Source organism: Rhodomicrobium lacus, from assembly GCF_003992725.1.
Classification (GTDB): Bacteria; Pseudomonadota; Alphaproteobacteria; order Rhizobiales; family Rhodomicrobiaceae; genus Rhodomicrobium; species Rhodomicrobium lacus.
In genome coordinates this window covers 1,361,131-1,387,491 of record NZ_RZNF01000012.1, presented here as the reverse complement: position 1 = coordinate 1,387,491, position 26,361 = coordinate 1,361,131, and the positions used below count along the sequence as shown (strand labels likewise).

The window sequence follows — 26,361 nt, the reverse complement described above, 5'->3', positions numbered from 1 at the left end:
TATCATACCATCCGTTTGAGGGGGAGGAAGTTGGGTCATCGCGCCGGTTATTCGTTTGTTAGGATATGAACACGACAGCGTTTTAACAATGAAGGGGCGGCGCCTGGGCCTGTGAGGATTTCGATTTCGCCGGATTCGAGGCGCGGTTTCCCGTCGGCGTCGGGGAAGGAAAAAGCGTCCGTAGCCAGACGGAAATGCGCCGTAACGCGTTCGCCGGGAAGCGCTTTTATCCTGGTGAAGGCTTTCAGTTCGAGCAGGGGCCGCGTCACGGAAGCGAGCGGATCGCGGATAAACAAATATACAATTTCTTCGCCCGCCACATCCCCGATGTTCGCGATGTCGACTTCGACGGTAAGGATCTCTCCCGGCCTCAAGGTTGCGACGCTCGCACGCGGCTCGGTGTAGTCGAAGCGCGTGTACGTCAAGCCGTGGCCAAAAGGAAACTGCGGTGCGTTCGGCACGTCGAGATATTTGCTCGTGTCGTGATTTTCGGGGTCGGCGGGGCGGCCCGTCGGTCGTTCGCCGTAGTAGACGGGGATCTGGCCCGCATCGAACGGCCAGCTCAGCGGCAGCTTGCCCCCGGGCGCCGCTGCGCCGCTGAGGATGTCGCCAAGCGCGTTGCCAGCTTCAGAGCCGAGAAACCAGGCTGCCAGAACGGCGTGCGCCTTCTCGAACAGCCACGGCGCGACCAGTGGGCGGCCGGATGTCAACGTCACGATAACCGGCTTGCCGAGCGCGAAAACAGCTTCGGCCAGCGCGCGCTGCGCTTCGGGAATGACGGGCCGTGCGCGGCTGTTGGCCTCGCCCGACATGTTGGCGGTTTCCCCAAGGAACAGAAGCACCGCATCCGATGCGCGCGCGGCTTCGAGCGCGGCGGGGATATCTCCGCCGTTCGCGTGGAATACAGTAGCTTGCGGAAACGCAGTCTCCACACCTGCGAGGAAACTCACCGTTTCGGACGCTTCGCCCGCCGCCCGCCAGGGTCCGAGCATTTCGCCTGGCGCGTCAGCCAATGGCCCGATGACGGCGAGGCGGCTCGTTTGAGCCGGGAGCGGCAGCGCGCCGTTGTTTTGCAGGAGCACGACGGATTGCCGGGCGGCCTCGCGGGAAAGCGCCCGGTGCGCCTTGATCGTTGCGGGCGCAAGTGCGCCCTCGCCGCGCGCGTACGGCTTTTCGAAAAGGCCGAGCGCGAGTTTCAGCGCAAGCACCCGGCGCACGGCGGCGTCGATGGTCTCGATGCGAACGAGACCGCGCCCGAGCGCATCCGGCAACCCTTCGGTGTAGGTGCCGCTCGCCATGTCGATGTCGACGCCCGCATTCAGCGCGAGCGCCGCCGCTTCCGCAGCATCCGCGGCGACGCCGTGCCTGATGAGTTCCGCCACGGCGAAGAAATCGCTGATGAGCACGCCGTCGAAGCCGAAGCGTTCGCGCAGAACGCCGGTCAGCAGCGCGCGATGCGCGGTCAGCGGCACGCCCGCCAGTTCGATGAAGGCTGGCATGATGGCCGCAACGCCCGCATTCACGGAGGCGGCGAAGGGCGGAAGGTAAACCTCTTCCAGTGTGCGTTGCGAGAAGTCGGCGGAAGCGTATTCGCGCCCCGCATTGACGGCGGCGTAGCCCGCGAAGTGCTTGGCGGTTGCCGCCACGGCGTCGCTGCGCGCGAGATCGTCCGTCTGGAAGCCCTTCACCTTCGCCTCGGCGAAGCGCGCCGTCACAAATGGATCCTCGCCCGCGCTTTCGACGATGCGGCCCCAGCGCGGATCGCGCGCCACGTCGAGCATCGGCGCATAGGTCAGCGCGATGCCATCCGCCGCCGCCTCGACAGCCGCCGCGCGCGCGGTGCGCGTCCACAAGTCGGGATCGAAGGCCGCCGCTTCGCCGAGCGGTACGGGAAAGATCGTGCGATAGCCGTGCAGCACGTCGAGCGTGAAGAGAAGCGGGATTTTCAGGCGGGAGTTTTCTACGGCAGCCTTCTGCCCCATAAGGATTGCGCTCGCGCCACGCAAATCGAGAACGCTGCCCGCGCGGCCCGCCGCAATATCGGCCAGCTTCGGCGCCAGAAGCGTCGAACCGGCCGCGTCAAAATCGGCCCTTATCATCGTAAGCTGGCCGACCTTCTCTTCGAGGGTCATAGCCCGAAGCAGGCCTTCGATCCGTGCAGCGTCTTCCGTCATCGAACGCAGCCTTGGCCCTTGGGTGGTCAATCTTCGACTTACGGATTATAAGGACCGCCAAAGCCGGTCAACCCCCCTTCTTCCGAGCGTGTTAGAAAGTATGTCTTCCGTGAAGCAAAATGAGACGGCGCCTCAGGAAAGTGTATATAGTCAGATACGCTCTCTTTGGAAAATTATAGATGGTCCTAAGGCGCGCAATGGTCTTTTGTTGTTTGGTGGGGGTATAACCGCCGTCATTGCAGCGAATGCGCTCGTTCAGATTCGCCTCAATACGTGGCAAGGAAACATCTACGACGCTATCGGCACCCGCAATCTGTCGATCTTCATGAATGAGGTCGTCATCTTCCTGGTGATCGTGAGCACGCTGCTGTGTCTGGGCGTCGCGCAGACCTGGCTGCATGAAACGCTGAAGGTGCGATTGCGCAAGGCTGTGACCTTCGACCTCCTGAAGGAATGGCTTTCGCCTCGCCGCGCGTTTCAACTGCCGCTCACGGGCGCGATCAGCGTCAATCCGGACCAGCGCATTCAGGAAGACACGCGGCGGCTTTGCGAACTCACAGTCGATCTCGTCGTGGGATTGATCCAGTCCACCCTCTTGCTTGGCGCCTTCGTCGGCGTGCTTTGGGGATTGTCGGCGCAGGTTGTGTTCGTCTACGAGGGCAAGGCGTTCACCATTCCGGGCTACATGGTCTGGGCCGCCATCGGCTATGCGGCCATCGGCTCGCTTTTCACCTGGCTTGTCGGTCGACCGCTCATCGCCGCGCACACCGATCTGCGCGTCGCCGAGGCGGATTTCCGCATCAATCTCGTCCGCGTGAACGAATCGGCCGAGGAAATTGCGCTCATGCACGGCGAACAGGCCGAGCGCGAACTTCTGCGCCACCCTGTCGACACCGTGCTCACGATCATGCAGAAGATCGCGAACAGGCTCGCGGCGCTCGGCTGGGTGACGGGCAGTTACGGCTGGCTCGCGCTTCTCGCGCCTTTGCTTCTTGCCGCTCCCGGCTATTTCTCCGGCTCGCTTTCGCTGGGCGGCCTGATGATGGTCGTCGGCGCTTTCGGTCAGGTTCAGGCGGCGCTTCGGTGGTATGTTGACCGCTTTCCCACGATCGCTGAATGGCGCGCCATGCTCGCGCGCGTCATCGGCTACCGGACAGCGCTGCAAACGCTCGAAGAGAAGAGCAGCAAGACATCGCACATCCGTTACGAGCAAAGCCCCGACGATTCGGTGACGCTCGAAAAGCTCTGTGTTTACGCCCCGAGCGGTCGCGTTTCGTTGAGCGAACCGCTCGTGAGGGTGGCCCCCGGCGAGCGCGTTCTGATCTCTGCCGCTCCGAAGTCGGGCAAGACGACATTCGTGAAGGCGCTCGCAGGCATCTGGGGCTGGGGCAAGGGGACGATCCGCTATCCGGCCGGCCAGCGCGTGGCCTTCGTGCCGGATACGATCTATCTGCCGACCGCTAGCCTGAAGACAGCTCTCGCCTATCCCCGCCCCGCTGAGGAAATCGACGACGAAGAAGCCATCAAGGCGCTTGAGCGCGTGAGGCTCGGGAAGCTCTCTGCGGACCTGAATGTCGAACGGCGCTGGGAAAAGGAGCTTGCACTCGACGAGCAGCGCCGCCTGTTGCTCGCCAACATGCTTCTCTATAAGCCGCAATGGATCATCCAGGACGAATCCATCGTCGAACTCGACGATGAGAGCCGCAATCTTGCAGCTTCCATTTTCACGCATGAACTCGCCGACACGGCTCTTATCAGCGTCGGGCGGTTCGATCCCGGGAATGGCTTCTACACGCGGAAGGTCGACTTGTGCACCGCGCCGCCGTCGCTGCACATGCCGCTCAGGCTTGAGAATGGCGAGTTGCGTGAAACGCCCGAGCACGCCTGAAAACGCGCTATTTTCGCCAGAGCGCCGGCATGGCAGGATTTGTTACCAGACCCGGCTTGGAAGAAGGCCAAAAGTGCGGTTACTTCCGGTTGAGAGACTGCGCAAAGCGAGGTGACTGTGCATAGCGAGCCTTGGACGCCTGACCATATGGACGACGAAGCGTTGCTTGATCTCGTGCAGCGGCAGACCTTCCGCTATTTCTGGGACTATGCGCACCCGAATTGCGGGCTTGCCCGCGATCGCGGCAACCCGGATCGCACTACGGGAAACGATCTGATTTCCATCGGCGGAACGGGCTTTGGCGTGATGGCGATCATCGTCGCGACGGAACGCGGCTGGATCGAGCGCCGCGAGGCCGTTGAGCGGCTCGCCGCGATGCTGGGCTTCCTCGACACCGCCGAACAATATAACGGTGTCTTCCCGCATTACATCGACGGCAATACGGGCCGGGAAATCTCGCTCTGGTCCGACAATGCGGGCGCGGACGTGGTGGAGACGGCCTATCTCGTGCAGGGCCTCCTTTGCGCGCGCCAGTATTTCGCGAACGGTGATCCGGAGGAGCGCGCGCTCGCCGCGAAGATCGACGCTCTGTGGCGCGCGGTGAACTGGCAAGCGCATGTCGAGAACGACGACATCATGCTCTGGCACTGGCTGCCGACGAAGGAGCATCAGGCTTTCCAGCGCATCGAGGGCTGGAATGAGTGCCTCATTACCTATGTGCTCGCCGCGATGTCGCCCACCTACCCCATCGACGCGCGACCTTATCACGAGGGCTGGGCGCGCGGTAAGGTGTTCCGCAACGGCCGCGACTATTACGGCGTCGAACTGCCGCTCGGCCCCGATCTCGGGGGCCCGCTCTTCTTCGCACATTACTCCTTCCTCGGCCTCGACCCGCGCGGCCTTCGCGACCGCTACGCGGACTACTGGCAGCAGAACCACGCGCACACGCTGGTGAATTACAGCTATTGCGTCGCCAACCCGAAAGGCTTCAAGGGCTATGGGCCGAAGGCATGGGGCCTGACCGCGAGCGATGGCAACAAGGGTTACCGCGCCTTCGCGCCGGATCAGGACGAGGGCGTGATCGCGCCCACCGCCGCGCTATCGAGCCTGCCCTACACGCCCGCGCACTCGCTCGCTGCGCTGCGCCACTTCTATTTCGATCTCGGCCCGCGCCTCTGGGGACGTTTCGGCTTCGCGGATGCCTTTAACGAAACGGTCGGCTGGGTCGCCGAGGATAACCTTGCGATCAATCAGGGACCGATCATCGCGATGATCGAGAATTATCGAAGCGGGCTCTTGTGGCGGCTGTTCATGAGTTGCCCGGAAGTGAAACCGGGACTTGAGGTTTTGGGCTTCACGGCGGAACCGCTCGTCGCCTGACGGCAGGGGCAAGCGCGGCGGTTCACGCGAGAAGGAGATGGGACGATGACGGCTTCCGGAACCTCGCTCGAACGCTGGGGCGATGCGCTTGTGCGGCACGCCGCGGCGAAGATCCCGCGGGCGATCTCGGCCACGTCGCTTGTGAAGGAGCGGGCGGGCTTCGGGCAGACGGTGCGGCCTGCGCAGGGTTCGGTTCTCGCGAGCGCGGCCTCGACGCAGCTCGACTATTTCTTTCACTGGTTGCGCGACAGCGCGCTTGTCATCGACGCGACGCGCGTGTTCATCCGGCGCGGCCTCGATGCGGATGCGTGGGTGAGCCGCTACCACGATTTCGTGCGCTTCAGCCTTGGACTCAATGCCATCGACGGCCGCGCGCTCGTGGCGGCGGGCGGTTTCCGCGAACGCGCACAAGCCGATCATCTGAAATACATCCGCCCGGACGAGGAGCTTTCCGCCGTGCATGGTGCCCGCGTGCCGGGCGACGTGCGCTTCAACGCCGACGGCACCATCGACTATTTCGACTGGCACCGCCCGCAGAACGACGGCCCGGCGCTTCGCGCGCTCACCTGTCTGCGCTTCGCCGACGACGGGATCGGAAGCGCTGCGGCGGACGCGCTCATTCGGGGCGACCTCGCCTACACCGCGCGAAACGCGGGCGCGCCCTGCTACGACATCTGGGAAGAAGACTGGGCGCAGCATTACAACACGGTGATTGCGCAGTACGCGGCGCTGCGTCACGGCGCGCGCTGGGCGGAAGAGCGCGGCGAAGCGGCCTTCGCGGCTGAGCTTGCGGCACGGCGCGACGAACTCGCCGATCTGCTGGATCGCTATTGGGACGAAAGCGGGGGGCTTCTCCGCAGCCGCCTTCCGGGAGGCGAGAAGGCTGACGAGAAGGCGCTCGACTTCTCGCTGATCCTCGGCGTGGTGCATGCCGGTCTCGAAAGCGGTCCGCACAGCGTCGCAGATCCGCGCGTGCGCACGACGTTTCTCTGGCAGCAGGCGATGTTCCGGGACACTTACGCGATCAATGCGGGTCGTTCGTCCGGTATCATGTTCGGCCGCTACAAGGGCGACACCTACATCAGCGGCGGCGCGTGGTATATCAGCACCTTCGCTGCCGCCGAATATCATTACCGGCTGGCCGTCGCGGTGCCGAGCGAGAGCGAGGAACACATCGCGAGCGGCGACGCGATCCTCGCCCGCGTGCGCAACTTCATCCCCGCCTCGGGCGATCTCTCCGAACAATTCGACCAGACGACCGGCGAGCCGACGTCCGCCGAAGACCTTACATGGAGTTATGCAGGTTTCGTCACCGCATGGGCGGCGCGTGAAGCTGCGCTTTCACAAGCTGGAGCCCGATCATGACCGCAACCAGGAGCTTCCGCACGCCGCGCGAAGAGGGCCTCGGCCTCGCGCGCATCGCGAACGCGGCGGGCCTTCGCATCGCCGTACTGCCGAATGGGTGCCTGTTCGCCATCGAACATGAGGACGGCCCGCGCCGCATCCTCGTCAATCAGGTTCTCGGCTCGCCCGTCGGCGGCGGCATCATGCGGATCTTGCTGCGCACAGGCGGCGCCGCGCCGCGCGCGGTGGAGATCGTCGGGCCGGGGGCGCATGTCGCCTTCGGCGCGTACGAAGACCGGTTCGTGTGGGCGGGCGAGACGAACGGGCTCGCGCATCGCGTCACGCTGTGGCTGCATCCCGAGCAGCCCCTCTGGCTCTGGCGCGTGGAGGTGACGAACGCGGGCGGCGGCCAAGTGCCCTGCGATGCGATCCTCGTGCAGGATCTGGGCCTCGGCGCGCGCGGCTTCGTGATGGGCAACGAAGCTTACGCCTCGCAATATATCGACCATACGGTGGAGCGGCATCCGCGTTTCGGCCCGGTCATCATGAGCCGCCAGAACATGACGCAGGATGGCGGTCGTCATCCCTGGGTGGCGCACGGCTGCTTCGATGGCGCGGCGAGCTTCGCGACCGATGCGCTGCAAGTGTTTGGCCCGGCCTATCGCGACGCGGCGGCGCTCGATCTGCCGTTCGGCGAAAGTCTGCCCGGCGAGCGACTTCAGTACGAAACGGCTTGCGCCATCGTGCAGTCGAGCGCGGCGGAATTGCAGCCGGGGCAGACGGCGACCTGGACCTTCTTCGCGGTCTACGATGCCGACCATGCCGCGCCGACAAGCTACGCCGACCTTTCGCGCATCGATTCCGCCGAAGGCGCCGCGAGCGAGTTCTTCCCGCGCGAGGTAGCCGTCAGCGTGCCCGTGCGCGACATCCTCCGCGATGCGCGGCCGCTCGCCTGCCGCGAAGATGCCGGGCGCGACGACGAAAAGCGAAAGCATGCGGAATGGTGGAGCGGACGGCTGCTCTCCTGGTTCGAAGGCGATTGCGCGGAAAGCCGCCACGTCGTGCTGACGGAAAAAGACCGGCTCGTGAAACGCCGGCACGGCACGATCCTTCGCAGCGGCGGCAGCCTTCTGCCCCAAGAGACGACGCTCGCGGCCACCGCGTGGATGCATGGCGCATTCGCGGCGCAGCTCACCATCGGCAACACCTCGTTTCACAAGCTGTTTTCCGTGTCGCGCGACCCGTACAACATCACGCGGTGGAGCGGCGTTCGCGTGCTGGCCGAGATCGGCGGCGAATGGCGGCTGCTCACGCTGCCGTCGCGCTTCGAGATGGGGCTGGCCGATGCGCGCTGGATCTATGAGCACGATGGCGGCGCGATCGCGGTTCGCGCGGTGTCGACCGGCGAAGACGCTGCGCTGCAAATCGAGGTGCTTGTCGAAGGCGCGCCGGTGCGGCTCCTCGTGTTCGGCAATCTGACGCTCGGCGAGTTCGACTATGCGCATGCGGGCTGCGTCGAGATCGACGAAGCTGAAAAGCGCGCCGCTTTCCGGCCCGACCCGGAATCGCTCTGGGGTCAGCAATACCCGGATGCGGTTTATCACCTGACCACCAGCACGCCAGAAGCCGTCGAAGCCATCGGCGGTGACGAGCTTCTTTATAAGGATGAAGCCGCGCGGGGGGGCCCGTTCATCGCCCTGCGAACCAGACCGACCAATGCGCTGCGCCTCGCGGTCACAGGTTCGATGACAGACGCTGCGGATGCGGACCGTCTCGCCGCGAAATACGCGGGCGGCATCGACACCCGCGCCATGCTGGCTTCGGCGAAGGACTTCTGGGCGAGCGTCACACGCGGCGCGCGGCTCCAGTCCGGCGACACCGACATCGCTGCGTTCGACACGCTGCTGCCGTGGCTCGTGCATAATGCGATTATCCACCTCACCGCGCCGCACGGCCTCGAACAATATTCGGGCGCGGCGTGGGGCACGCGCGACGTATGCCAGGGACCGATGGAATTCCTGCTGGCCTTCCATCACGACGAGACCGCGAAAGAGGTTCTGCGCCGCGTTATCGCGCGTCAGAGCAAGACGGATAGCGATTGGCCGCAATGGTTCATGTTCGACCGCTATGCCTGGATCGCGGGCGTGCCGAGCCATGGCGATGTGATCGTGTGGCCGCTCAAGGCCGTGTGCGATTACATTGAGGCGACGCAGGATTTCGCGTTTCTGTCCGAGCCGGTCGGATGGCGAGAGGCCGAGGCCGCGCCGTCGAGCGTGTCAGATCACCTCGCGGCGGAGCTTGCCGAGATCGAGGCGCGCTTCCTGCCGGGCACGCATCTGCCGCGCTATGGCGAGGGCGACTGGAACGACACCCTGCAACCCGCCGACGCGTCGCTCGCCGAGCGCATGGCGAGCAGTTGGACGGCGGCGCTTCTGTTCCAACAGGTCTCACGATACGCCGTCCTTTCGGCGCTCGCCGGCAATGGCGACGATGCGGCGCGGCTCGCCGCGCTCGCCGGCGCGATCCGCGCGGACTTCAACCGCTGGCTCATCCGCGATGGCGTGGTGGCGGGTTATGCGATTTTCGACGGCGCGGATGCGGAGCCCGAGCTTCTCCTTCATCCGAGCGACAAGAAGACGGGCGTCTCCTATTCGCTCATCCCGATGAATTGCGCGATCTCGGGCGGTCTCTTCACGGCTGAACAGGCGCGCACCCATCTCGGTCTCATCCGCGAGCATCTCAACTTCCCCGACGGGGTGCGCCTGATGGATCGGCCGCTTCCTTATTACGGCGGCGAGGAACGCATCTTCCGCCGCGCGGAGTCGTCGCCGTTTTTCGGGCGCGAGGTGGGTCAGATGTACGTCCACGCGCATCTGCGCTGGTGCGAGGCGATGGCGCTCATGGGCGACGACGAAGCGTTCTGGTGGGGCCTTCGCGTCGTCAATCCCGTGACCGTGGCGGGAGCAGTCGGCAACGCGGCGCTTCGCCAACGCAATTGTTACGCGAGCAGCAGCGACGCGGCTTTCTCCGACCGTTACGAGGCGAGCGCGGAGTGGGAACGCGTGCGAGCGGGCGACACCGCGGCCGAGGCGGGCTGGCGGATCTACTCCGGCGGACCGGGCCTGTATCTCGATCTCCTGATACGCCACCTTGCGGGCCTTCGTCGCAGTTATGGCGATGAAGTGGCCGCGCCTTTCGCGCCCATACCCGGCGAAACCGTCGTTCTCACGCTCAACAGCGATACGCGCGCCGGTCGCAAAGGTTCCCGCGAAAGTGGTAAGTCTATGGTCTAGGTTGAAGCACCGCCCGCGCTCCTGTCTATAAGAACTGCATCAAACCAGATAATCAAAATGGGAGGAAAAGATGCTTCGTTCTTTCTTGGCAGGCATTTTCGCAACGACGATCGCTTTTACGGGCGGTGCGCTTGCTCAGGCGTCGGGGACTGCCGCAGAAGCCAAGGCGTTGCTCGAAAAGGCGGTAACTGCGGTCAAGGCCGACGAGAAGAAGGCAATCGAAGACTTCAACAATCCGACCGGCGGTTTTCGCGACCGCGACCTTTATGTTTTCTGCGCGGGCGGCGCTGACAACGTCTTCACGGCGCATGCGAATGAGAAGCTGCGCGGCACAAAACTTTCCGATCTCGTCGACAAGAAGGGCAAGAAGCTTGGCGAAGAGCTGATCAAGAATGCGGCGGACGGCAAGTTCGCCGAGGTCGATTATTGGTTCCCGCGTCCCGGCCAGACCGAGCCGGTGGAGAAGGTGACGTTCGTCACCAAGGCGGGCGGCCAGATCTGCGGCGTCGGCTACTACAAGTGATATCCTGCCTTGAGGCCGCACCCCCGCCGGGGTGTTGGCGTGGCATCGAATCGAGACCATTGGAGCGCCGGGGCCTGTCCTCGGCGCTTTTTTTTGTGCAGAACCGCCGCGTCTCAACGGCCAGGGGTGGCGCTTCTTGCAGCGCCATGCCGCAAATCAGACGCGGCACGACGGCGTGAGGCTTTTTCAGATAAGCCTGCGTTAAAGCGCGCTCATATAGCGACGACCGATCCACGGCATCGGTAAAAGAATTGTGTTTGGTCAGACCAGCATTCCGCGATAAACGTGTGCACATTCAACGCGTTCACTGACCGAAGGGTATACACAAAGCGCTGGCATCGACTTTTGTGCTGGTATACAGTCGACGCGTCAAAACGTCCCTCGCCTTTGGGCGTCACCGACAACAAAACCGAGTTATTTGCGAAACCAAGCTAGCCTCAACGTTATTTTCCAATCACGGTAATGTGCGGAAATTTGCGACCCAACTGCTATGGGTCGGCATATTCTTCACCTGATTTCGCCTGTATCCTCATGTTGTGAGTGAGATTTTCGACTGGAACTACGGCGAGATCGAAAAGAGGAATGCCGCGCTCAACGCTGCATAGTAAATACCAATTTTTAATATAACCTGAATCTCATGCTCAAACTACTCGATATTTAATAATCGATTGACAGTGATTTGCCGATATACGGGTTGTCTATTTTCTCAACTCGCTTTAGGGGAAATAATACAGCCCCGGCTCGAAATGGAGACTTGGATACCCGCATGTCTGCCGGGAAAGAACAAAACGACGGGATCATTCCCGGACGTACGACCGAGAAAGCAGCAATGAATACGACCGCGCGCGTCAAGCAAGGTGGCCAAGGCCGCGTCAAAGACCCGACCAGTGACAGGCGTCTGGCACAAAATCGCACGGGTCCTACGGGTCAGGGCCGCGTCAAGGACAGCTCTCAGGATCGCCGACTTGCTCAGAACAGGCCTGGTCCGACCGGTCAAGGCCGCGTCAAGGATCCCGAGCGTGACAGGCGCCTGTCGACCAACCGCGAAGGACCGACCGGCCAGGGCCGCGTCAAAGACCCGAAAAACGATCGGCGCCTGTCCGAAAACCGTGAAGGGCCAACAGGCCAGGGGCGGGTAAAAAATCCGCGGCGCGACAAGCGGCTGCGTGACAACAGGACAAGTTCAGGGAACGCCACGAACTAGTGGCACCTTAACGTTAACCAAAAGTGAGCCCGGAGGGCTTGCCTTTGCGGCTTTATTGCCTCAAGGTCTGCAGGTTATCGCTATTCTGGGGCTGGCGAGGGAACAGAATTTCGGTCGGCATGTTTGGTTCGTCTGGCTACCGAAATCTAAACCTCGTATGTAACATGCAAATGAGAAAGCAACCGAAGCCTATCTTGGAGCCCGACGATACGTCGTCGGAAGCTTTTCGAGACGACCGGCTTCCCTTGATCGTGTCGGCCTACCTCGACGGAGAGCTTCTGGGAGAAGAGCTCGCCGCGTTTGAGGCCCTTCTCAAGGACAATCCCGCGCTCGCTTCGGAAGTCGCGGAGATGCGGCAAATTGAAGAGCAACTCGCGAAGATCGGGACCGACATTCTCGCGGAGCCCGTACCGGAAGCGCTTCTGCAGGCGATTGCGGAGTTCGAAAGGAGCTAGCGCGGTTGCCTCCAACAGCGAACGCCGCGCCGTTATCTTTGACCGCTCCTTCAGGTCAGCACCTTCTCGCTTTCCAGAACACGAATATGCTCGCCGATGGGAAACGTCAGCGTGGCCCTCGTTCCAGGTGACAGTTTTTCGTATCGAAGAGCGCCTTCCAGCTTTTCCGCCATTCCGGCGATGATGCGCTGACCAAGCCCACGCCGGTTTTTTCTTTCCAGCGGATCGTCCTTGGTGCCCACCCCGTCATCCTCAACCACAAGATCGACCTCCGGCCCGCGTACCCGAATGAATACGCGCACCTGGCCGCGCCCGTTCGGATAGGCATGCTTGAGCGCGTTGAGAATTAGTTCGGTGGTCACGATGCCAATCGAGACGGCTGCGTCGGGAGAAATCTGGATGGGAGAACCGCTGAAGGAAATGACGCTGTTCGAGCTTTCGCCGCCAGACACATCCTCCAGATCGCGAATGAGGCTCGTCAGATATTCCGAGAGTGTCACCCATCGAACGTCAAACGAGGTGTAAAGGGAGCGGTGAACGCGCGCGACCGCCAGCACGCGGCCGTTCGCCTCCTTCAGCGCTGCTTTTACATCGGCGCTGCCGCTTACATCCCCCTGGAAGTGAAGCAGCGAAGCGATAAGTTGCAGGCTGTTGCTGACCCTGTGGTTGACTTCGCGCAGCAGCAGCGCGCGTTCCTCCGCCAGCGCCTTGAACTCGTCGCGAGCCGTGCGAACGGCGGCCTCGGCCCGTTCCCGTTCGCGCTTGAGGGCGGTCGTGAACATTGCGTTGGTGATCGCGTTTTCGAGCAGCAGCAGGAAATCGCCGTGGAGGTCTTTAACCACATAATCCGCCGCGCCCGCCTTCAACGCGGCGACAGCGACACGGCTATCCTGCGTTCCGGTGAGATAGACGACGGGCGGAGCGTTCGAGCGCGATTGAAGCGCGGCAAGGAGGGTCAGGCCATCCTGTTCAGGGAGGACGTGATCGAGCAGCACGACATCGAATTCGGACGCTGCGTTCTCCTTGAGGCCCGCGGCCGCCGAATAGGCCGAAACGACGGAAAAGCCGTTGCGTTCAAGACGGTTTGAAACCAACCGGCAAAAGCCTTCATCATCGTCGATGATAAGGATTCGCGGATTCTTGTTAGGCATTAAGCGGGTCCGGAACCTTGATGACGGAAAAGAACAGGCCAAGCTGCCGTATGGCTACTGCAAACTGCTCATAATCGACGGGCTTCGTGATGTAGACGTTGCAACCGAGATCGTAGCAGCGTCGTATTTCGAGCTGATCGTCCGTCGTCGTGAGAACGATCACGGGCGCAATGCGAAGGTGGCCGTCGTTCTTGAGATATTCAAGAATGTCGATGCCAGACATATCGGGCAGGTTCAGATCGAGCAGCACCAGGATCGGGTTCATGTCAGCCGGTTCGTTCTCGATACGCCTGAAATATTCGAGCGCCGACGACCCATCTTCGAAATGCGTGATCTCGTTCGTTACGCCGGCGCGCCTGATGTTCCGCTCAATGAGGCGGGCGTGTCCATGATCGTCTTCGATCATGATGATTGTTACAGGCTTGTTCACGCGGCCATCCCTCTATTTTGCGCAATGGTGCCGGGAAACGTCAACTTGAAAGTGCTTCCGCTTCCCAAGACGGATTCGACGGCGATAGACCCGCCAAGACGCCGCACCAGTGCGGACACAAATGCCAGACCCATCCCCTCGCCGGGCACATCCTGCGGGCCTGCCCGCCGAAAAAGCTCGAAGATCCGTTGATGATCGCGTGGATCGATACCGCGGCCATTATCGGAAACCGAATATACGACGTCAACACCCCGCAAGTATCCTTCTATCTTTATTTCTCCGTGCCCGTCGTTTTTAAGGAACTTGATGGCATTTTCGATGAGGTTGGAAAAAATCTGCTCCATCGACATCCGATCGCTGAGGATCGGCGGTAAATCGCCAATCGTGATTTGGGCATCCTTCTCCCGAACTTGATGAGCCACGTTGGACACGACCGTTTCAACGAGGGCCTTTGCGTCGATCAATTCGGAGTGAAGCGGGCGGCTTCCCTGACGGGAAATCTTCAGAATGGCGTTGATCAGCCGGTCCATCCTGGCGATCGAGCTTTTGATGAAGCCGAAAGCCTCGTCGAAATCCTTGCCGAGTACGTCCGTGTCCGCCAGCGCGTTCGCCTTCTCCAGCCGTTCGAACAATTCCTTGCGAAGCGTTTCCAGCTCGGACGTGAACCCCATGATATTGACGAGCGGCGAGCGAAGGTCATGGCTCACGATGTAGGCAAAGCGCTGAATTTCGTCGTTCGCGCGCTGCAACGCCGCTGTACGGTGCATGACAATATCTTCGAGGTCGTTGTTCGTTCGTTCAAGCGCACCGTGAGCTTTCACCAGCGCCGCGTTCGACCTCATCAGGAACCAGATGCTAAGAAAAGAGAAGGCCAGGATGGCGACACCGCCAACGACATCGACGATGATTTTTTTCTCCCGCAGCTCTGCCGCGGTCGTTTCGATTTCCTCGCGCTTTTCCGCAGCCTCATCCTGCAACGCGGTGATGTGTTCTTCGATTTGTTCGGAAAGCTTGATGCCGTAATTGTCCTTGAGACGCGCGAGGGCGGCGTCGCGCCGGTCGCTCGTCGCGTCGGAAACCGTGGCGGCCATCTCGTCGGCCTTGCGAGTCATCAGATCGAGCAGAACTTCCAGGCGGTCCCCTCCCTCCAAGCTTTCCGGCGCGCTCTCGATCAATCTCCTCGTTTGCGGAAGAAGCTGCGAATGCAGCTCGTTGTAAGGCCGAAGATATTGCTCCGTTCCCGTAAGCAGGAAACCGCGCTGACTGCTTTCCACGGTGCGCATTATTCGAGCGGCGCGGCCGAGCTTTGCACTGTAGCGGTTCAGTTCGGCGGCTTTTTGCGCATCGTTTTCAAGGCGATGGGATAACCAGAAGGAAAATGCGGCGAGAATGATAAGCACAATGGCCGCCGCGCCCAGAAGCGCTGCTTCGCGGCGGCTTTCGCTGAAAAGCGAAACGATGTCGCGCACACCCTTCATCGCGCCCATGCTCTTTTTCGCGACCGAATGTCGGCCGTCGATGAAAGATACACGATGTGGCTTCATGGTGTCGCGTCAATCGGAAGCGCCTTTTCACCGTTCACGAATTCTTCAAGGCGCTGGCGGGCGCGGCTGAGGCGACTTTTCACGGTCCCCACGGGGCAATTACAGACGGCCGCCGCCTCCTCATAGGATAATCCCTCCGCCGCGATCAGGATGATTGCCTCGCGCTGCTCGGGGACGAGGCCGCTGAGTCCTTTCAAGACGTCCTTGAACTCGATGTATTTTTCCTGCGTTGCGCGGGTTTCCAGATTTGACGGGTCGACGTCGTCGAGCGGAGCGGTCTGGTGATATTTCTTGTAACGAATGTCATTGTAGAAGCTGTTGCGAAGGATCGTGAACAGCCATGCGCGCAGGTTCGTGCCCTCCTGAAACTTGTCGAGATTTGACAGGGCCTTGACGAGCGTGTCCTGAACCAGATCGTCCGAATGCTGCGAGCTTTGTGTCAGCGACAATGCGAATGCGCGCAGGTTCGGGATCCACTTGACCAACTCTTGCCGCAGGTTTGCATCGGCGGGATTACCCATTCAGTTGCGCTCCTGCTTTTCGATCTTGTTGATAAGAGCCAGCATTTCGTCGGGAATGGGCTCCGCGAGAAGCTTCTCGTAGAGTTTGACCACACCGGCGGCGAACCGAGCCTCATCATAAGTGGGGTTGAAAGACGTTGTTTGCGCGAGATCGCCGGCCCCGTCGGGAGCGTCTTTTTTTTCTCCGGGACCATCTTTCAAATTCAGAACCAAACCGGCCTCTTCGCTTTTCAGAGGCGACTGCGGGAGAGGAGCGCTCGCTTCGCGCTCGCTCGTATCGTTTTCGTTCATCATGGTTCCTTGTTGTTGAGAGGAGTCACCGGCCACTCTGGACAGGGAGCAAATTTTCACAAATCATCAATGTACCGGAACACCCGCTACGGGCGTTTGTTGCAGTAAAATCAACTACGCCTGGACAATTATCTCTTGGGGTACGCCATATGTCTGTTTCGCAATCAATTGCTCCGCATCTGCCATCGCTTCGGCGATTTGCGCGTGCGCTTTCCGGTTCGCAGGAAAGCGGAGATGCCTACGTCGTTGCGCTCCTTGAAGCGCTGGTCGACGATCCGGCCCTTTTTCCTGCGGGGCTTGAACCGAAGATTGCGCTCTATCGCGTCTTCCTGAAGATCTGGAATTCGGTCGGGACCAACGACTTTCCGACCTTCGCCAGCGAGACTTCCGAGGCGATCCATGGGCTGCAAACGCTCACGCCAAAGCCTAGGCAGGCCTTTCTGCTCCTGTCGGTGGAAGGCTTCGACGCCGACGCGATCGCAAAAATCCTCGATATCGACACGGGCGAAGTCGCGCTGCTGATCGCGGCGGCGGATCATGAAATTGCGAGCCAGCTCGATCCGGCCGACATCCTCATCATCGAGGATGAACCGCTCACCGCCGCTCATCTCGAAGAAATCGTTACGGGCATCGGCCACAACGTGACGGGCACCGCGCGTACGCACAGCGCCGCGCTCAAGCTCGCGAAGGAAAACCAGCCGGATCTCATCCTCTCCGATATTCAGCTGGCGGATGGCAGTTCGGGCGTGGAGGCCGTGAACGAAATCCTGGGTTCCCTCGAACTTCCGGTCATCTTCATAACGGGGCATCCGGAGCTTCTGCTTACCGGTGCCAAGCCGGAACCCACCTTCCTCATCGCGAAGCCGTTCAACGCCGAAACCGTGAAAGCCATCATCGGGCAGGCGCTGTTCTTCCAGGTGCGCTCGCGCGTGAAGGACGGCAACGGCGTGCTCTCCCGGAACGCCTCGGAGTCGGCTGCCGACGCGCGTTGACGAGCGCTTACATAGAGCGCTTACATAAGAATGTGCTGCTCAAGTCGCGTGCATCCCCGGTCGGAAGTCACGGGGGTTGCACGAGGGGAGCCGGAGAGACGCATCATGGAAATCTTGCCAACGCTGTTGATCCCGGGCCTCGGCTGCGACACGCGGCTTTACGGCAGCCAGCTTCCCGTGCTGTTCAGACAGGGAGCGGCCGTCACGGTGGCCAACCACACACGAAGCGACTCCATAGCGGGCCTCGCCGACGATGTGCTGGCCGCCGCTCCGCCGCGTTTCGCGCTTGCCGGGCTTTCGATGGGCGGCTATGTCGCTTTCGAGATCCTGCGGCGCGCTCCCGATCGCGTGGCCAAGCTCGCGCTGCTCGATACCACGGCGCGCCCGGATACCCCGGAGCAGACGGCGCGCCGCAAGCACCAGATCGAGATGGCGCAAACCGGCAAGTTCGGCGATCTGCCGGGGCTGCTGTTCCCTGTTTTCGTGCACGCAAGCCGTCGCAACGATCATGCTCTTCGCGCTATCGTCGAAAGCATGATCCTCGAAGGCGGTTCGGAGGTCTTCGTCCGCCAGCAGACGGCAATCATGGGGCGGCGGGATTCGCGGCCCTATCTCGGCTCGATCCGCTGCCCGACGCTCGTCGTGGTGGGTTATGGCGACGAGTTAACGCCGCCCGCGCTCGCGAAGGAAATCGCCGATGCGATTCCCGTTGCGAAACTCGAAGTCGTGCCGGATTGCGGTCATCTGTCCACGCTGGAACAGCCCGACTTTCTGGCGCACACGCTGGCGGCGTGGCACAGCGCGTAAGCTGATCGAAGCATGGCGCTTCGGGCTTGTCAGTATTTGCAAAACCCGGCGGCGCTTACAGAACCTCGGCCTTGGCGCGCTCGCGTTGCATCTTCTGGAACTTGCGGATGATAAGCGTCCGCTTCAGCCGCGACAGGTGATCGATGAACAGCCGTCCTTCCAGGTGGTCGATCTCGTGTTGCACGAGGGTCGCCTCAAGATCGGCGAAATCGCGTTCCTGCTGCTTGCCGTCGGCGTCGATGTAACTCACGCGCACAAGCGCGGGACGTTCCACCTCCGCGTACATCTGCGGAATGGACAGACAGCCTTCCTCATGAACGCGCAGCGCGTCGCCGTGAGCGAGAATCTCGGGGTTGATGAGAATGAGCGGATTCTTGCCCTTCTCGTCGCCCTTCTGCGCGTCCATCACGATAAGGCGGCGCAGCACGCCGACCTGCACCGCCGCCAGCCCGATGCCCGGCGCGGCGTACATGGTTTCAAGCATGTCGTGTGCGAGCGCTCGCAACTCGTCGTCGACCGTTTCGACGGGTTTCGACTTTTCGCGCAGGATCGCGTCCGGGATCGTGACAATGGATCGTATAGCCATGCTCAGCAGATAAGCGAGGCGCGCGGCGCGGTCAACGGCTTCGTTTGCGGCGGAAATCAGGTTTTATCGGTGCGCTCAAGTCTTCGTGGCGCGCTCGCCGCCTTGTGAAGGCAAAGCGCGCTTCAAACCGCCAGCGCCAGCAGCGCGTCGAGATCGAGGTTCTTTTCGACGTGATCCGCCAGCGCTTCGAGAGCCGCTTCGATGCGCGCGTCGAAATCCAGGCCGGATGCCGCCGCGCCGATGCTTTGGAGCCAATGCGCGCGAAACTCGTTCGAGCCGAACAGGCCGTGCACGTAGGCGCCCGCGATGAGGCCGTTCGCCGATAACGCGCCCTCGGGCCGGGTGCCTCCGCGCCCGTCGTCGAGCACGAGCCAGGGACGTTCGAGCCCTGCGCCGGTCGTGCGCCCCATATGCATCTCATAGCCAGTCACCCGGCAGCCCGTCGCGCGGTCCGTGGTGTCGATGTCGATCAGCCGCTTTTCGCCGCCGATTTCCGTCTCGATGTCGAGCAGGCCGAGGCCCGCCCTCTCGCCCGCCGGCCCCTCGATGCCTTGCGGATCGCGCACCACGCGGCCCAACATCTGGAAGCCCGCGCAAAGTCCGATCACGCGACCGCCGCGCCGCGCATGCGCGAGAATGTCGATGTCCCAGCCCTCGCGGCGGAGCACGTCGAGGTCCGTGCGCGTCGCCTTCGAGCCCGGCAGGATGACGACGTCGGTGTCGGCGGGGATCGGGTTGCCCGGCTGAATCCACTTGAGCGAAACGCCGGGTTCCGCCGCCAGCGGATCGAGGTCGTCGAAATTCGCCACGCGAGACAGGCGAGGCACCGCGACTTTGACGCCGCGCCCCTCGCCCTCGGCCGGACGCTCCAGAGCGAGCGAGTCTTCTGCGGGAAGCCGCTCCGCGCTGTCGAACCAGCGCAGCACGCCGAGGAAGGGCCACCCCGTGGCTTCGGTGATGGTTTTCACGCCCGGCTCGAAAAGCGAGAAATCGCCGCGAAACTTGTTGACGATGTAGCCTTTCACCCGCGCGCGGTCGGCCTCGGACAGAAGCAGATGGCTGCCGACGATGGCCGCCATCGTGCCGCCCCGGTCGATGTCCGACAGGATCACCACCGGCAGGCCGCCCGCTTCGGCGAGGTGCATGTTCGTGATGTCGGAGTTGCGAAGATAGATTTCCGCGCCGCTGCCCGCGCCCTCCACGATGACGAGATCGGCCTCGGCGCGGAGCCGGTCGAGACTGTCGATCACGGCAGGCATCATCTTCTGGCGCATGTGATGATAGATCCGCGCCGGGCAATTGCCGAGCACGCGCCCGCGCAGAACGACCTGCGAGCCGATATCCGTCTGCGGCTTCAAAAGCACGGGGTTCATGTGGATCGACGGGGCGGCCTTCGCTGCGCGCGCCTGCATCGCCTGCGCGCGGCCGATCTCACCGTAAACGATCTCGCCATCTGGGCCGGGCGGCAGGTCGCTGTCTGCGGCCACGGCGGCGTTGTTCGACATGTTCTGCGCCTTGAACGGACGCACCACGAGGCCGCGCCGCGCATACGCCCGGCACAGCCCCGCGACGACCATGCTCTTGCCGACGTCCGACGCCGTGCCCTGGATCATGATCGAGCGGGCGCGGCGCGGCAGTCCCTCGGGCGCGGGCTGATAGGCGATGCGGGCGATGAGTTCGGCGGCCTGTGCGGGGATCGTGTCGGCGGTCATTCGTCTGTTTCGTTTTCTACCGGCGGCGCTTTCAGCCGGAATTCGCGCGTCTGATCGTGCCCGTCCCAGATCTCCGGTTTCTTCAGCCACTTCTGGATGAAGTTCCAGCTTCCGCGATAGCCGTTATGCGGCAGGGTGCAATTCGAGCAATCCTTTCGCCGCATTCCGTTCGCGTCGGTATAGACGATGTACGGGCCAGGGCATTCATAGGCGATAAGCGGGCAATAGCAAAACAGGCAATTGAACTTGCCGCGAACGCCTTTGTGACACGGCAAGAACGGGCACGCCTGGTTGGTGAAGCCCTTGAAGCCTTCGTTGGTCGTAGTGTCTTTCGGTTCCATGCCATGGCCTTTCGGGTGTCACAGGAGCGGCTGCGGGCGATGACAGACGAGCCGCTGGCGACGACGAACATTCACTTGGGCTTTTTTGATTCCCGAGCAAAGGGGTTATCGTGATTTATCCCAGGAAGTGCGGTGATAATAACAAAAAGCGCTGTTATCGTTAGATGTCTTCTTGCAACTCTCAATCATGTTAGTTAGTGTGATTCGACGAACGAAAATGCCTTTTTTCGTTAGCAGGGGAATCGATGGCTCAAGCCAGCGGACGCGTTGGGCAATATGTAAAGTCTTCCGGTGTCGGTGGGGAATATTACAATTCCTACGTTCCGAATCCTCTGCCACCAAATCCCCCTCTGGAGATGAACGAACTTTTTCCTCTGCTCGATCAAGCCAGCGTTGCGCTCGGCAGGCTCGACGGCATGAGCATGATTTTGCCTGACCCCTCCCTTTTTATTTACATGTACGTCAGAAAAGAAGCTGTGCTGTCTTCTCAGATCGAAGGGACGCAGTCTTCTCTTTCCGATCTCTTGCTCTTTGAGACGACCGATGCGCCGGGTGTGCCTATAGACGACGTGACGGAAGTTTCCTGTTATGTGGAAGCCATGTCATATGGTTTGGAGCGTCTGAAAGAGCTACCGCTATCGCTCCGCCTGATCAGAGAAATTCACGGAAAGCTGATGAACAACTCGCGTGGCGGGCACAAAATGCCAGGTGAGTTTCGAACTTCACAAAATTGGATCGGCGGATCCAGACCGGGCAACGCGGCTTTCGTTCCCCCGCCTCCGGAACGCTTGATGGAAGTGCTCGGCGAATTCGAGAAATTTTTGCACGACGAGAAAGCTGCCCTTCCCGTGCTCGTAAAAGCCGCGATGGCGCATGTGCAATTTGAGACGATCCATCCCTTCCTCGACGGAAACGGGCGGCTTGGCCGCCTTCTCATTACTTTCATCTTGTGCGAGAAAGGAATTCTCAAGCAGCCATTGTTGTATCTTAGTTTGTATTTCAAAACCAATAGAGAAAAATATTATGGTCTTCTTCAATCTGTGAGGGAAACCGGAAATTTGGAAGATTGGGTCAGGTTCTTTCTTGTGGGCGTGGCCGAAACGGCAAATCAAGCTACAGACACGGCAAAAAATATTCTTGCTTTGTTTGCGAAAGATAAGGAGAGAATAGTCAACTCAGGCAGACACGCAGCAAGTGTGTTCACTGTGTATGACTTCATGAAGAGGTATCCCGTCACGAACACAACCCGAATAAAGGATGACTGCGATCTTGCGCTTCCAACCGTGTTGCGCGCCTTGAACGCTCTTGAAAGTCTTGGCATCACAAAAGAAGCCACAGGAAAGGGACGACATAAAATATTCGTTTATGATAGATACCTATCTATTCTCAATCAAGGCGCGGAACCTTTCGCTAATTAGTCGAGCGCGACGGGTTGCGGCATGACCCATATCGGCCGCTTCGCGCCCTCGCCCACGGGGCCCTTGCATTTCGGCTCGCTCGTCGCCGCCGTCGCGAGCTATTGCGATGCGCGCGCTGCGGGCGGACGCTGGCTCGTGCGGATGGAAGACATCGACCCGCCGCGCGAGATGCCGGGGGCGGCGGCGCGCATCCTCGCGCAACTTGGGGCTTACGGTTTCGAGTGGGACGGCGACGTGTTGTTTCAGAGCGGGAGGCTCGATGCCTACGCGCACGCGCTCGAAACGCTCAGGCGCGCGGGAAACGTCTTCTGGTGCCGCTGCTCACGGGCCGATCTCGCCCGGATCGGCGGCGCGGTCTATCCCGGCACATGCCACGCCTTCACGGCGCCGCGCGACGATGCCGCCGTGCGCCTCCGCGTTCCCGCTGGCGTCGTGGACTTCGCCGATCGCGTGTTCGGTCCGCAGCGCGAGGACGTCGCTGCGACCGTGGGCGATTTCGTGGTGCTGCGCCGCGACGGGCTGTTCGCCTATCAACTCGCCGTGGTGGTCGACGATGCCTTTCAGGCTGTGACCGATGTCGTGCGCGGCGCCGATCTCCTCGACAACACCGCGCGGCAGATCGTGCTGCAACGGCTGCTCGGCCTGCCCGAGCCGCGATACATGCATCTGCCGCTCGCGCTCAACGCCGATGGCAGCAAGCTTTCCAAGCAGACGCACGCGAAGGAACTGCCGACCCCCGCCGATAGCCGCCTACTGTGGCGGGCACTCGCCTTTCTCGGGCAGGACGTGCCGCCGGAGATGCCGCCTGCGCCCTGCGCGGAAATTCTCCGCCACGGGGTCGGGCATTGGAGCCCCGCCGCCGTGCCACGCACAAGCCATATGCGGCTCGCCTGATCGCACGCGACGGGAAGCCCGTCGCATTGCCGTCGCTTTGGCTTTATGATAGGCCGCATCGAGCGCCGGTGCCCGCGCAAGCGGGTGAAACGGGAACGCGGTGAGGGACGCTCGATCCCGATTCCGCGGCTTCCCCCGCAACTGTAAGCGGCGAGCCGTCATCGAAGCCACTGAACGCGTGCGTTCGGGAAGGCGATGGCGGCCACGACCCGCGAGCCAGGAGACCGGCCGGCGCTGTAACTGTTGTCTCGACGCGTGCAAGCGGCCTCCGTCGCATGAAACGCTCTGGACACGCAACGTGCGACGGCGGGTCGGCGGAGGATGTCATTTTACAGGTTCCCCATACGGATTCGGCCGTAAAAGCGGCCGTGCTCGCGCCGCGCCGCAAGTGGCCGGTGACGATGCTGGCGCTCTTCGCGGTGGCGGCGCTGCTGGCCGTGCTTTCGCTCGGCGCGGGGCCGGTCGCGCTTTCGCCCGATACGGTTACGGCGGCGCTGTTCGGCGCAGGGACCGAGCCGCAACGTATCATCGTGCAGGAAATCCGCCTGCCGCGCGCGGTGCTGGCGCTCGCCATCGGCGCGATCCTCGGGCTTTCCGGCGCGGCGCTGCAAGGGCTGTTGCGCAACCCGCTGGCCTCGCCCGCGCTGTTCGGCGCGCCGCAGGCTGCGGCGTTCGGCGCGGTCGTCGTGATCGCAACGGGACTCGCCGATGCGCTGTCTTTCGCCCTGCCGGTGGCGGCGATCGCGGCGGCGTTCGCGTCGGTTTTCGTGCTGCTCGCAGTGGCGGGCCGCAACGCAAACCTTCTGATCCTCATCCTCGCTGGCCTCGCGCTTTCGGCTCTCGCGGGCGCGGGAACCGCGCTCGCGGTGAACCTCGCCCCGAATCCTTACGCCGCGCTCGAAATCACCTTCTGGCTGCTTGGCTCGCTCGAAGACCGGAGTTTCCAGCATGTGGCGCTGGCGCTTCCCTTCATCCTTGGGGGCGCGGCGATCCTGCTCGCCAACAGGAACGCGCTTCGGACGCTGAGCCTCGGCGAAGAGGCGGCGCAAAGCCTCGGCGTGGATGTGGCGCGGCTCCGGCTCGCGGTGATCGCGGGCGTGGCGCTCGGTGTCGGCGGCGCGGTGGCGGTTTCGGGAACCATCGGCTTTATCGGCCTGGTCGCGCCGCATCTCGCGCGCCCGCTCGTCGGCCACGACCCCGCGCGGCTGCTGCTGCCGAGCGCGGCCATCGGCGCGGCGTTGCTTCTTGCCGCCGACATCGCCGTGCGCCTCATTCCGTCGACGACCGACATAAAAGTCGGCGTGCTGACGGCGATCATCGGCGTTCCTTTCTTTCTTTATCTGATCGTGCGCGACCGCCGCGCACTGACGGGCGGCCTCTCATGAGCGCGGCTTATCTCTCGGCGCGCGGTCTCGGTGTCCGGCTCGGCGCGCGCGACCTCATCGCGGATGTGTCGTTCGACCTGCCGCGCGGCTGCCTCGCCGCCGTGATCGGCCCGAACGGCGCGGGCAAGACGACGCTGCTCCGCGCGCTCGCGGGGCTCGTGCCGTCGCGCGGGGAAATCCGGGCGGGCGGCGGCGACGCGGCGGCGCTGCCGATCCGCGAGCGCGCCCTTCGCTTCGCGTATCTGCCGCAAGGCCACGCGGTGCATTGGCCGCTGCCGGTGCGCGATGTGGTGGCGCTCGGCCGCTATCCGCATGGCGCGACCGATCCCGCGAATCTCCCGGCCCGCGACGCCGAAGCCGTCGCGCGTGCCATCGCCGCCGCCGATCTGGGCGCGCTCGCCGACCGCCCCGTCACCGAGTTGTCCGGCGGCGAGAAGGCCCGCGTGGCGCTCGCCCGTATGCTGGCGGTCGAAGCGCCGGTCGTGCTGGCGGACGAGCCCATCGCGTCCCTCGACCCGCGCTATCAGCTCGACGTGATGGCGCTGCTTCGGGACACGGCGCTCGGCGGTGCGCTCGTGCTGGTGGTGACGCACGATCTCGGCCTTGCCGCGCGGTTTGCGGACCGCGTGCTGGTCATGAAAGACGGACGGCTGATCGAATCCGGGGCGCCCGCCGTCGCGTTGTCGCCCGAGATGCTGGCGCACGCGTTCCATATCGGTGCCTTCCGGGCGGAGCATGACGGCGCGCCCGTGCTCGTTCCGTGGGTCGCGCCGTGATCCGCTTCGCCGCCGCCTGCATGATGCTGTTTGCCTCGCTCGCCGTCGCTGTCGCCGCCGCCGATTCGCCGCGCCGCATCGTGTCCATCAATCTCTGTACCGACCAGCTTCTTCTCACGCTCGCGGACAGCGATCAGATCGCCGGACTTAGCCCCTATTCGCGCGACGCCTCGCAAAGCTGGCTGGCGATGGAAGCGCGCGCTTTCCCGAAATTGTCCGGCACGGCGGAGGATGCCCTTATCGCAGAACCGGACCTCGTGCTCGCCGGGCGCTTCACGCGGCTTGCCACGCGTCAGATATTGAAAGCGAAGGGTGTGCCGGTCGCGGAGTTCGATGTCGCCCGCTCCATCAACGACGCGAAACTGCAAATTCGGCGCATGGCCGCGCTCGTCGGCCATCCAGACCGCGCGGAACCGCACATCGCGCGGATCGACGCCGCTTTGCTTCGCGCCCGCGCCGCGGCGTCGCGCGTGCATTCGCGGGTGCTGGCCGTTTCGCGGCGCGGCTGGGTGTTCGGGGGGGAATCGATGACAACGTCCCTTCTGGCCGCCGCCGGTCTCGTGAACGCCGCCGGAGACATGGGCCTGTCGCATGGCGGTTTCGCGTCGCTGGAGGCCATCGTGATGACGCGGCCCGATTTCATTCTCGTCACAAATGTTCGTGATAGCCCGCGCGATCAGGGCGAAGCGCTGCTGGTGCACCCTGCGCTGCAAAAGCTGTATCCGCTCGCGCGCCGCATCGTGATTCCCGAGCCGCTCACGACATGCGGCGGACCGATGCTGGCGGATGCGCTCGACAGCCTCGCCGCTCAGGTTTCGGCGCTTGAGGCAAGTAAAGCCACGCCTGAGTTTTCACGGTGAGATTCAACGCGCATCGGGTCAGAACGCCGCGCAAAGCGCCGCGAAAGGCCGCTTGCATTCGTCTCAAGCGGGTGCAATAAGTCGAGTTTGATGGTGCTTCGATGGTCTTAATCGTCGAAGATAATAGGTAATAAGGCTGACACTCCAACCTCATAAAAGAAGGGTGGATACTTGGCTTTGTTCGCGCAGGTAAATATCTGCCGCGAAGTGGCAAGTTTGCCAAGCTATTACCGGCCATTGGAACAGACCGAATCCGCTGGAGGGTGGTTCAGAAGCTATGATGACCTTCAACTCTACCGGCCGGTTTCTGATTTGTCGCGGAATCGCCGACGCTTTCTGAGGAGCGTTGCTGATGTCGGTGCGGCATATCCGGACGACGGCCCCTATCGGAT

23 protein-coding genes and 1 riboswitch are annotated in these 26,361 nt (G+C 62.4%); of the genes, 14 read left to right on the top strand and 9 right to left on the bottom strand.

From position 1 onward, the window contains the following. Positions 1–47: 47 nt before the first annotated feature. Positions 48–2,174: a glycoside hydrolase family 3 N-terminal domain-containing protein gene (locus EK416_RS15730; RefSeq protein WP_127079142.1), complete on the bottom strand. Its 2,127-nt coding sequence runs from the start codon at positions 2,172–2,174 to the stop codon at positions 48–50. Positions 2,175–2,379: 205 nt separating this feature from the next. Here EK416_RS15730 and EK416_RS15725 point away from each other — a divergent pair, with 205 nt between their 5' ends. The 7 genes from EK416_RS15725 to EK416_RS15695 all read left to right on the top strand — a co-directional run bounded on the left by EK416_RS15725 (position 2,380) and on the right by EK416_RS15695 (position 12,261). Further along, complete coding sequence (locus EK416_RS15725) at positions 2,380–4,062, top strand: ABC transporter ATP-binding protein/permease (RefSeq protein WP_164730059.1); 1,683 nt, start codon at positions 2,380–2,382, stop codon at positions 4,060–4,062. Positions 4,063–4,209: 147 nt separating this feature from the next. Continuing rightward, the gene (locus tag EK416_RS15720) at positions 4,210–5,442 is read left to right on the top strand and encodes a glucoamylase family protein (RefSeq protein WP_164730058.1); all 1,233 of its coding nucleotides are present in this window, start codon (positions 4,210–4,212) and stop codon (positions 5,440–5,442) included. 45 nt (positions 5,443–5,487) lie between these two features. Next, a complete protein-coding gene (locus EK416_RS15715) occupies positions 5,488–6,807 on the top strand; it encodes a glycoside hydrolase family 15 protein (RefSeq protein WP_127079138.1) in 1,320 nt (439 codons plus the stop codon). Continuing rightward, entirely contained in the window at positions 6,804–10,079 is a 3,276-nt protein-coding gene (locus EK416_RS15710) for a GH36-type glycosyl hydrolase domain-containing protein (RefSeq protein WP_127079136.1), read from the top strand. The genes EK416_RS15715 and EK416_RS15710 overlap by 4 nt, the downstream gene beginning before the upstream one ends. A gap of 70 nt (positions 10,080–10,149) precedes the next feature. Continuing rightward, a complete protein-coding gene (locus EK416_RS15705) occupies positions 10,150–10,602 on the top strand; it encodes a cache domain-containing protein (RefSeq protein WP_127079134.1) in 453 nt (150 codons plus the stop codon). A 766-nt stretch (positions 10,603–11,368) separates the two neighbouring features. Continuing rightward, a complete protein-coding gene (locus EK416_RS15700) occupies positions 11,369–11,806 on the top strand; it encodes a hypothetical protein (RefSeq protein ID WP_127079132.1) in 438 nt (145 codons plus the stop codon). 194 nt (positions 11,807–12,000) lie between these two features. Then, complete coding sequence (locus tag EK416_RS15695; RefSeq protein WP_127079130.1) at positions 12,001–12,261, top strand: anti-sigma factor family protein; 261 nt, start codon at positions 12,001–12,003, stop codon at positions 12,259–12,261. A 50-nt stretch (positions 12,262–12,311) separates the two neighbouring features. Here EK416_RS15695 and EK416_RS15690 read toward each other — a convergent pair whose 3' ends face one another. The 5 genes from EK416_RS15690 to EK416_RS15670 all read right to left on the bottom strand — a co-directional run bounded on the left by EK416_RS15690 (position 12,312) and on the right by EK416_RS15670 (position 16,234). Next, entirely contained in the window at positions 12,312–13,412 is a 1,101-nt protein-coding gene (locus tag EK416_RS15690) for a response regulator (protein WP_127079128.1), read from the bottom strand. After that, complete coding sequence (locus EK416_RS15685; RefSeq protein WP_210211007.1) at positions 13,405–13,842, bottom strand: response regulator; 438 nt, start codon at positions 13,840–13,842, stop codon at positions 13,405–13,407. Before EK416_RS15685 ends, EK416_RS15690 begins: the two co-directional genes overlap by 8 nt. Further along, on the bottom strand, positions 13,839–15,320 hold the full coding sequence (locus EK416_RS15680) for a sensor histidine kinase (RefSeq protein ID WP_281023893.1): 1,482 nt from the start codon (positions 15,318–15,320) through the stop codon (positions 13,839–13,841). Before EK416_RS15680 ends, EK416_RS15685 begins: the two co-directional genes overlap by 4 nt. 62 nt (positions 15,321–15,382) lie before the next feature. Beyond that, positions 15,383–15,907 (bottom strand): sigma-70 family RNA polymerase sigma factor, encoded by a 525-nt coding sequence (locus EK416_RS15675; RefSeq protein WP_127079124.1) that lies wholly within the window; start codon positions 15,905–15,907, stop codon positions 15,383–15,385. Further along, entirely contained in the window at positions 15,908–16,234 is a 327-nt protein-coding gene (locus EK416_RS15670; RefSeq protein WP_127079122.1) for a hypothetical protein, read from the bottom strand. A gap of 113 nt (positions 16,235–16,347) precedes the next feature. Here EK416_RS15670 and EK416_RS15665 point away from each other — a divergent pair, with 113 nt between their 5' ends. Together EK416_RS15665 and EK416_RS15660 are read left to right on the top strand one after the other, a co-directional pair. After that, positions 16,348–17,190, top strand: coding sequence for a response regulator (locus EK416_RS15665; RefSeq protein ID WP_127079120.1), 843 nt, complete (start codon positions 16,348–16,350; stop codon positions 17,188–17,190). Between the two features lie 105 nt (positions 17,191–17,295). After that, the gene (locus EK416_RS15660; protein WP_181952146.1) at positions 17,296–17,997 is read left to right on the top strand and encodes an alpha/beta fold hydrolase; all 702 of its coding nucleotides are present in this window, start codon (positions 17,296–17,298) and stop codon (positions 17,995–17,997) included. Between the two features lie 55 nt (positions 17,998–18,052). Here EK416_RS15660 and def read toward each other — a convergent pair whose 3' ends face one another. From def to EK416_RS15645, 3 genes are all read right to left on the bottom strand, one after another. Beyond that, positions 18,053–18,583 carry a peptide deformylase gene (gene def, locus EK416_RS15655; RefSeq protein ID WP_127079118.1) on the bottom strand — a complete coding sequence of 177 codons (531 nt, stop codon included), beginning with the start codon at positions 18,581–18,583 and terminating at the stop codon, positions 18,053–18,055. A gap of 122 nt (positions 18,584–18,705) precedes the next feature. Then, complete coding sequence (locus EK416_RS15650) at positions 18,706–20,295, bottom strand: cobyric acid synthase (protein ID WP_127079116.1); 1,590 nt, start codon at positions 20,293–20,295, stop codon at positions 18,706–18,708. Further along, entirely contained in the window at positions 20,292–20,636 is a 345-nt protein-coding gene (locus EK416_RS15645; protein WP_127079114.1) for a cysteine-rich small domain-containing protein, read from the bottom strand. The genes EK416_RS15650 and EK416_RS15645 overlap by 4 nt, the downstream gene beginning before the upstream one ends. A gap of 245 nt (positions 20,637–20,881) precedes the next feature. Here EK416_RS15645 and EK416_RS15640 point away from each other — a divergent pair, with 245 nt between their 5' ends. The 5 genes from EK416_RS15640 (at position 20,882) to EK416_RS15620 (ending at position 25,969) form a co-directional block, all read left to right on the top strand. Further along, complete coding sequence (locus EK416_RS15640; protein ID WP_127079112.1) at positions 20,882–22,054, top strand: Fic family protein; 1,173 nt, start codon at positions 20,882–20,884, stop codon at positions 22,052–22,054. 21 nt (positions 22,055–22,075) lie between these two features. After that, positions 22,076–22,948: a tRNA glutamyl-Q(34) synthetase GluQRS gene (gluQRS, locus tag EK416_RS15635; protein ID WP_127079110.1), complete on the top strand. Its 873-nt coding sequence runs from the start codon at positions 22,076–22,078 to the stop codon at positions 22,946–22,948. Between the two features lie 49 nt (positions 22,949–22,997). Further along, positions 22,998–23,195: riboswitch (cobalamin riboswitch) on the top strand. Between the two features lie 154 nt (positions 23,196–23,349). Beyond that, positions 23,350–24,333 (top strand): FecCD family ABC transporter permease, encoded by a 984-nt coding sequence (locus EK416_RS15630; RefSeq protein WP_127079819.1) that lies wholly within the window; start codon positions 23,350–23,352, stop codon positions 24,331–24,333. Next, positions 24,330–25,109: an ABC transporter ATP-binding protein gene (locus EK416_RS15625; RefSeq protein ID WP_127079108.1), complete on the top strand. Its 780-nt coding sequence runs from the start codon at positions 24,330–24,332 to the stop codon at positions 25,107–25,109. Before EK416_RS15630 ends, EK416_RS15625 begins: the two co-directional genes overlap by 4 nt. Next, on the top strand, positions 25,106–25,969 hold the full coding sequence (locus tag EK416_RS15620; protein ID WP_127079106.1) for an ABC transporter substrate-binding protein: 864 nt from the start codon (positions 25,106–25,108) through the stop codon (positions 25,967–25,969). Before EK416_RS15625 ends, EK416_RS15620 begins: the two co-directional genes overlap by 4 nt. The last annotated feature ends 392 nt before the right edge of the window (positions 25,970–26,361 follow it).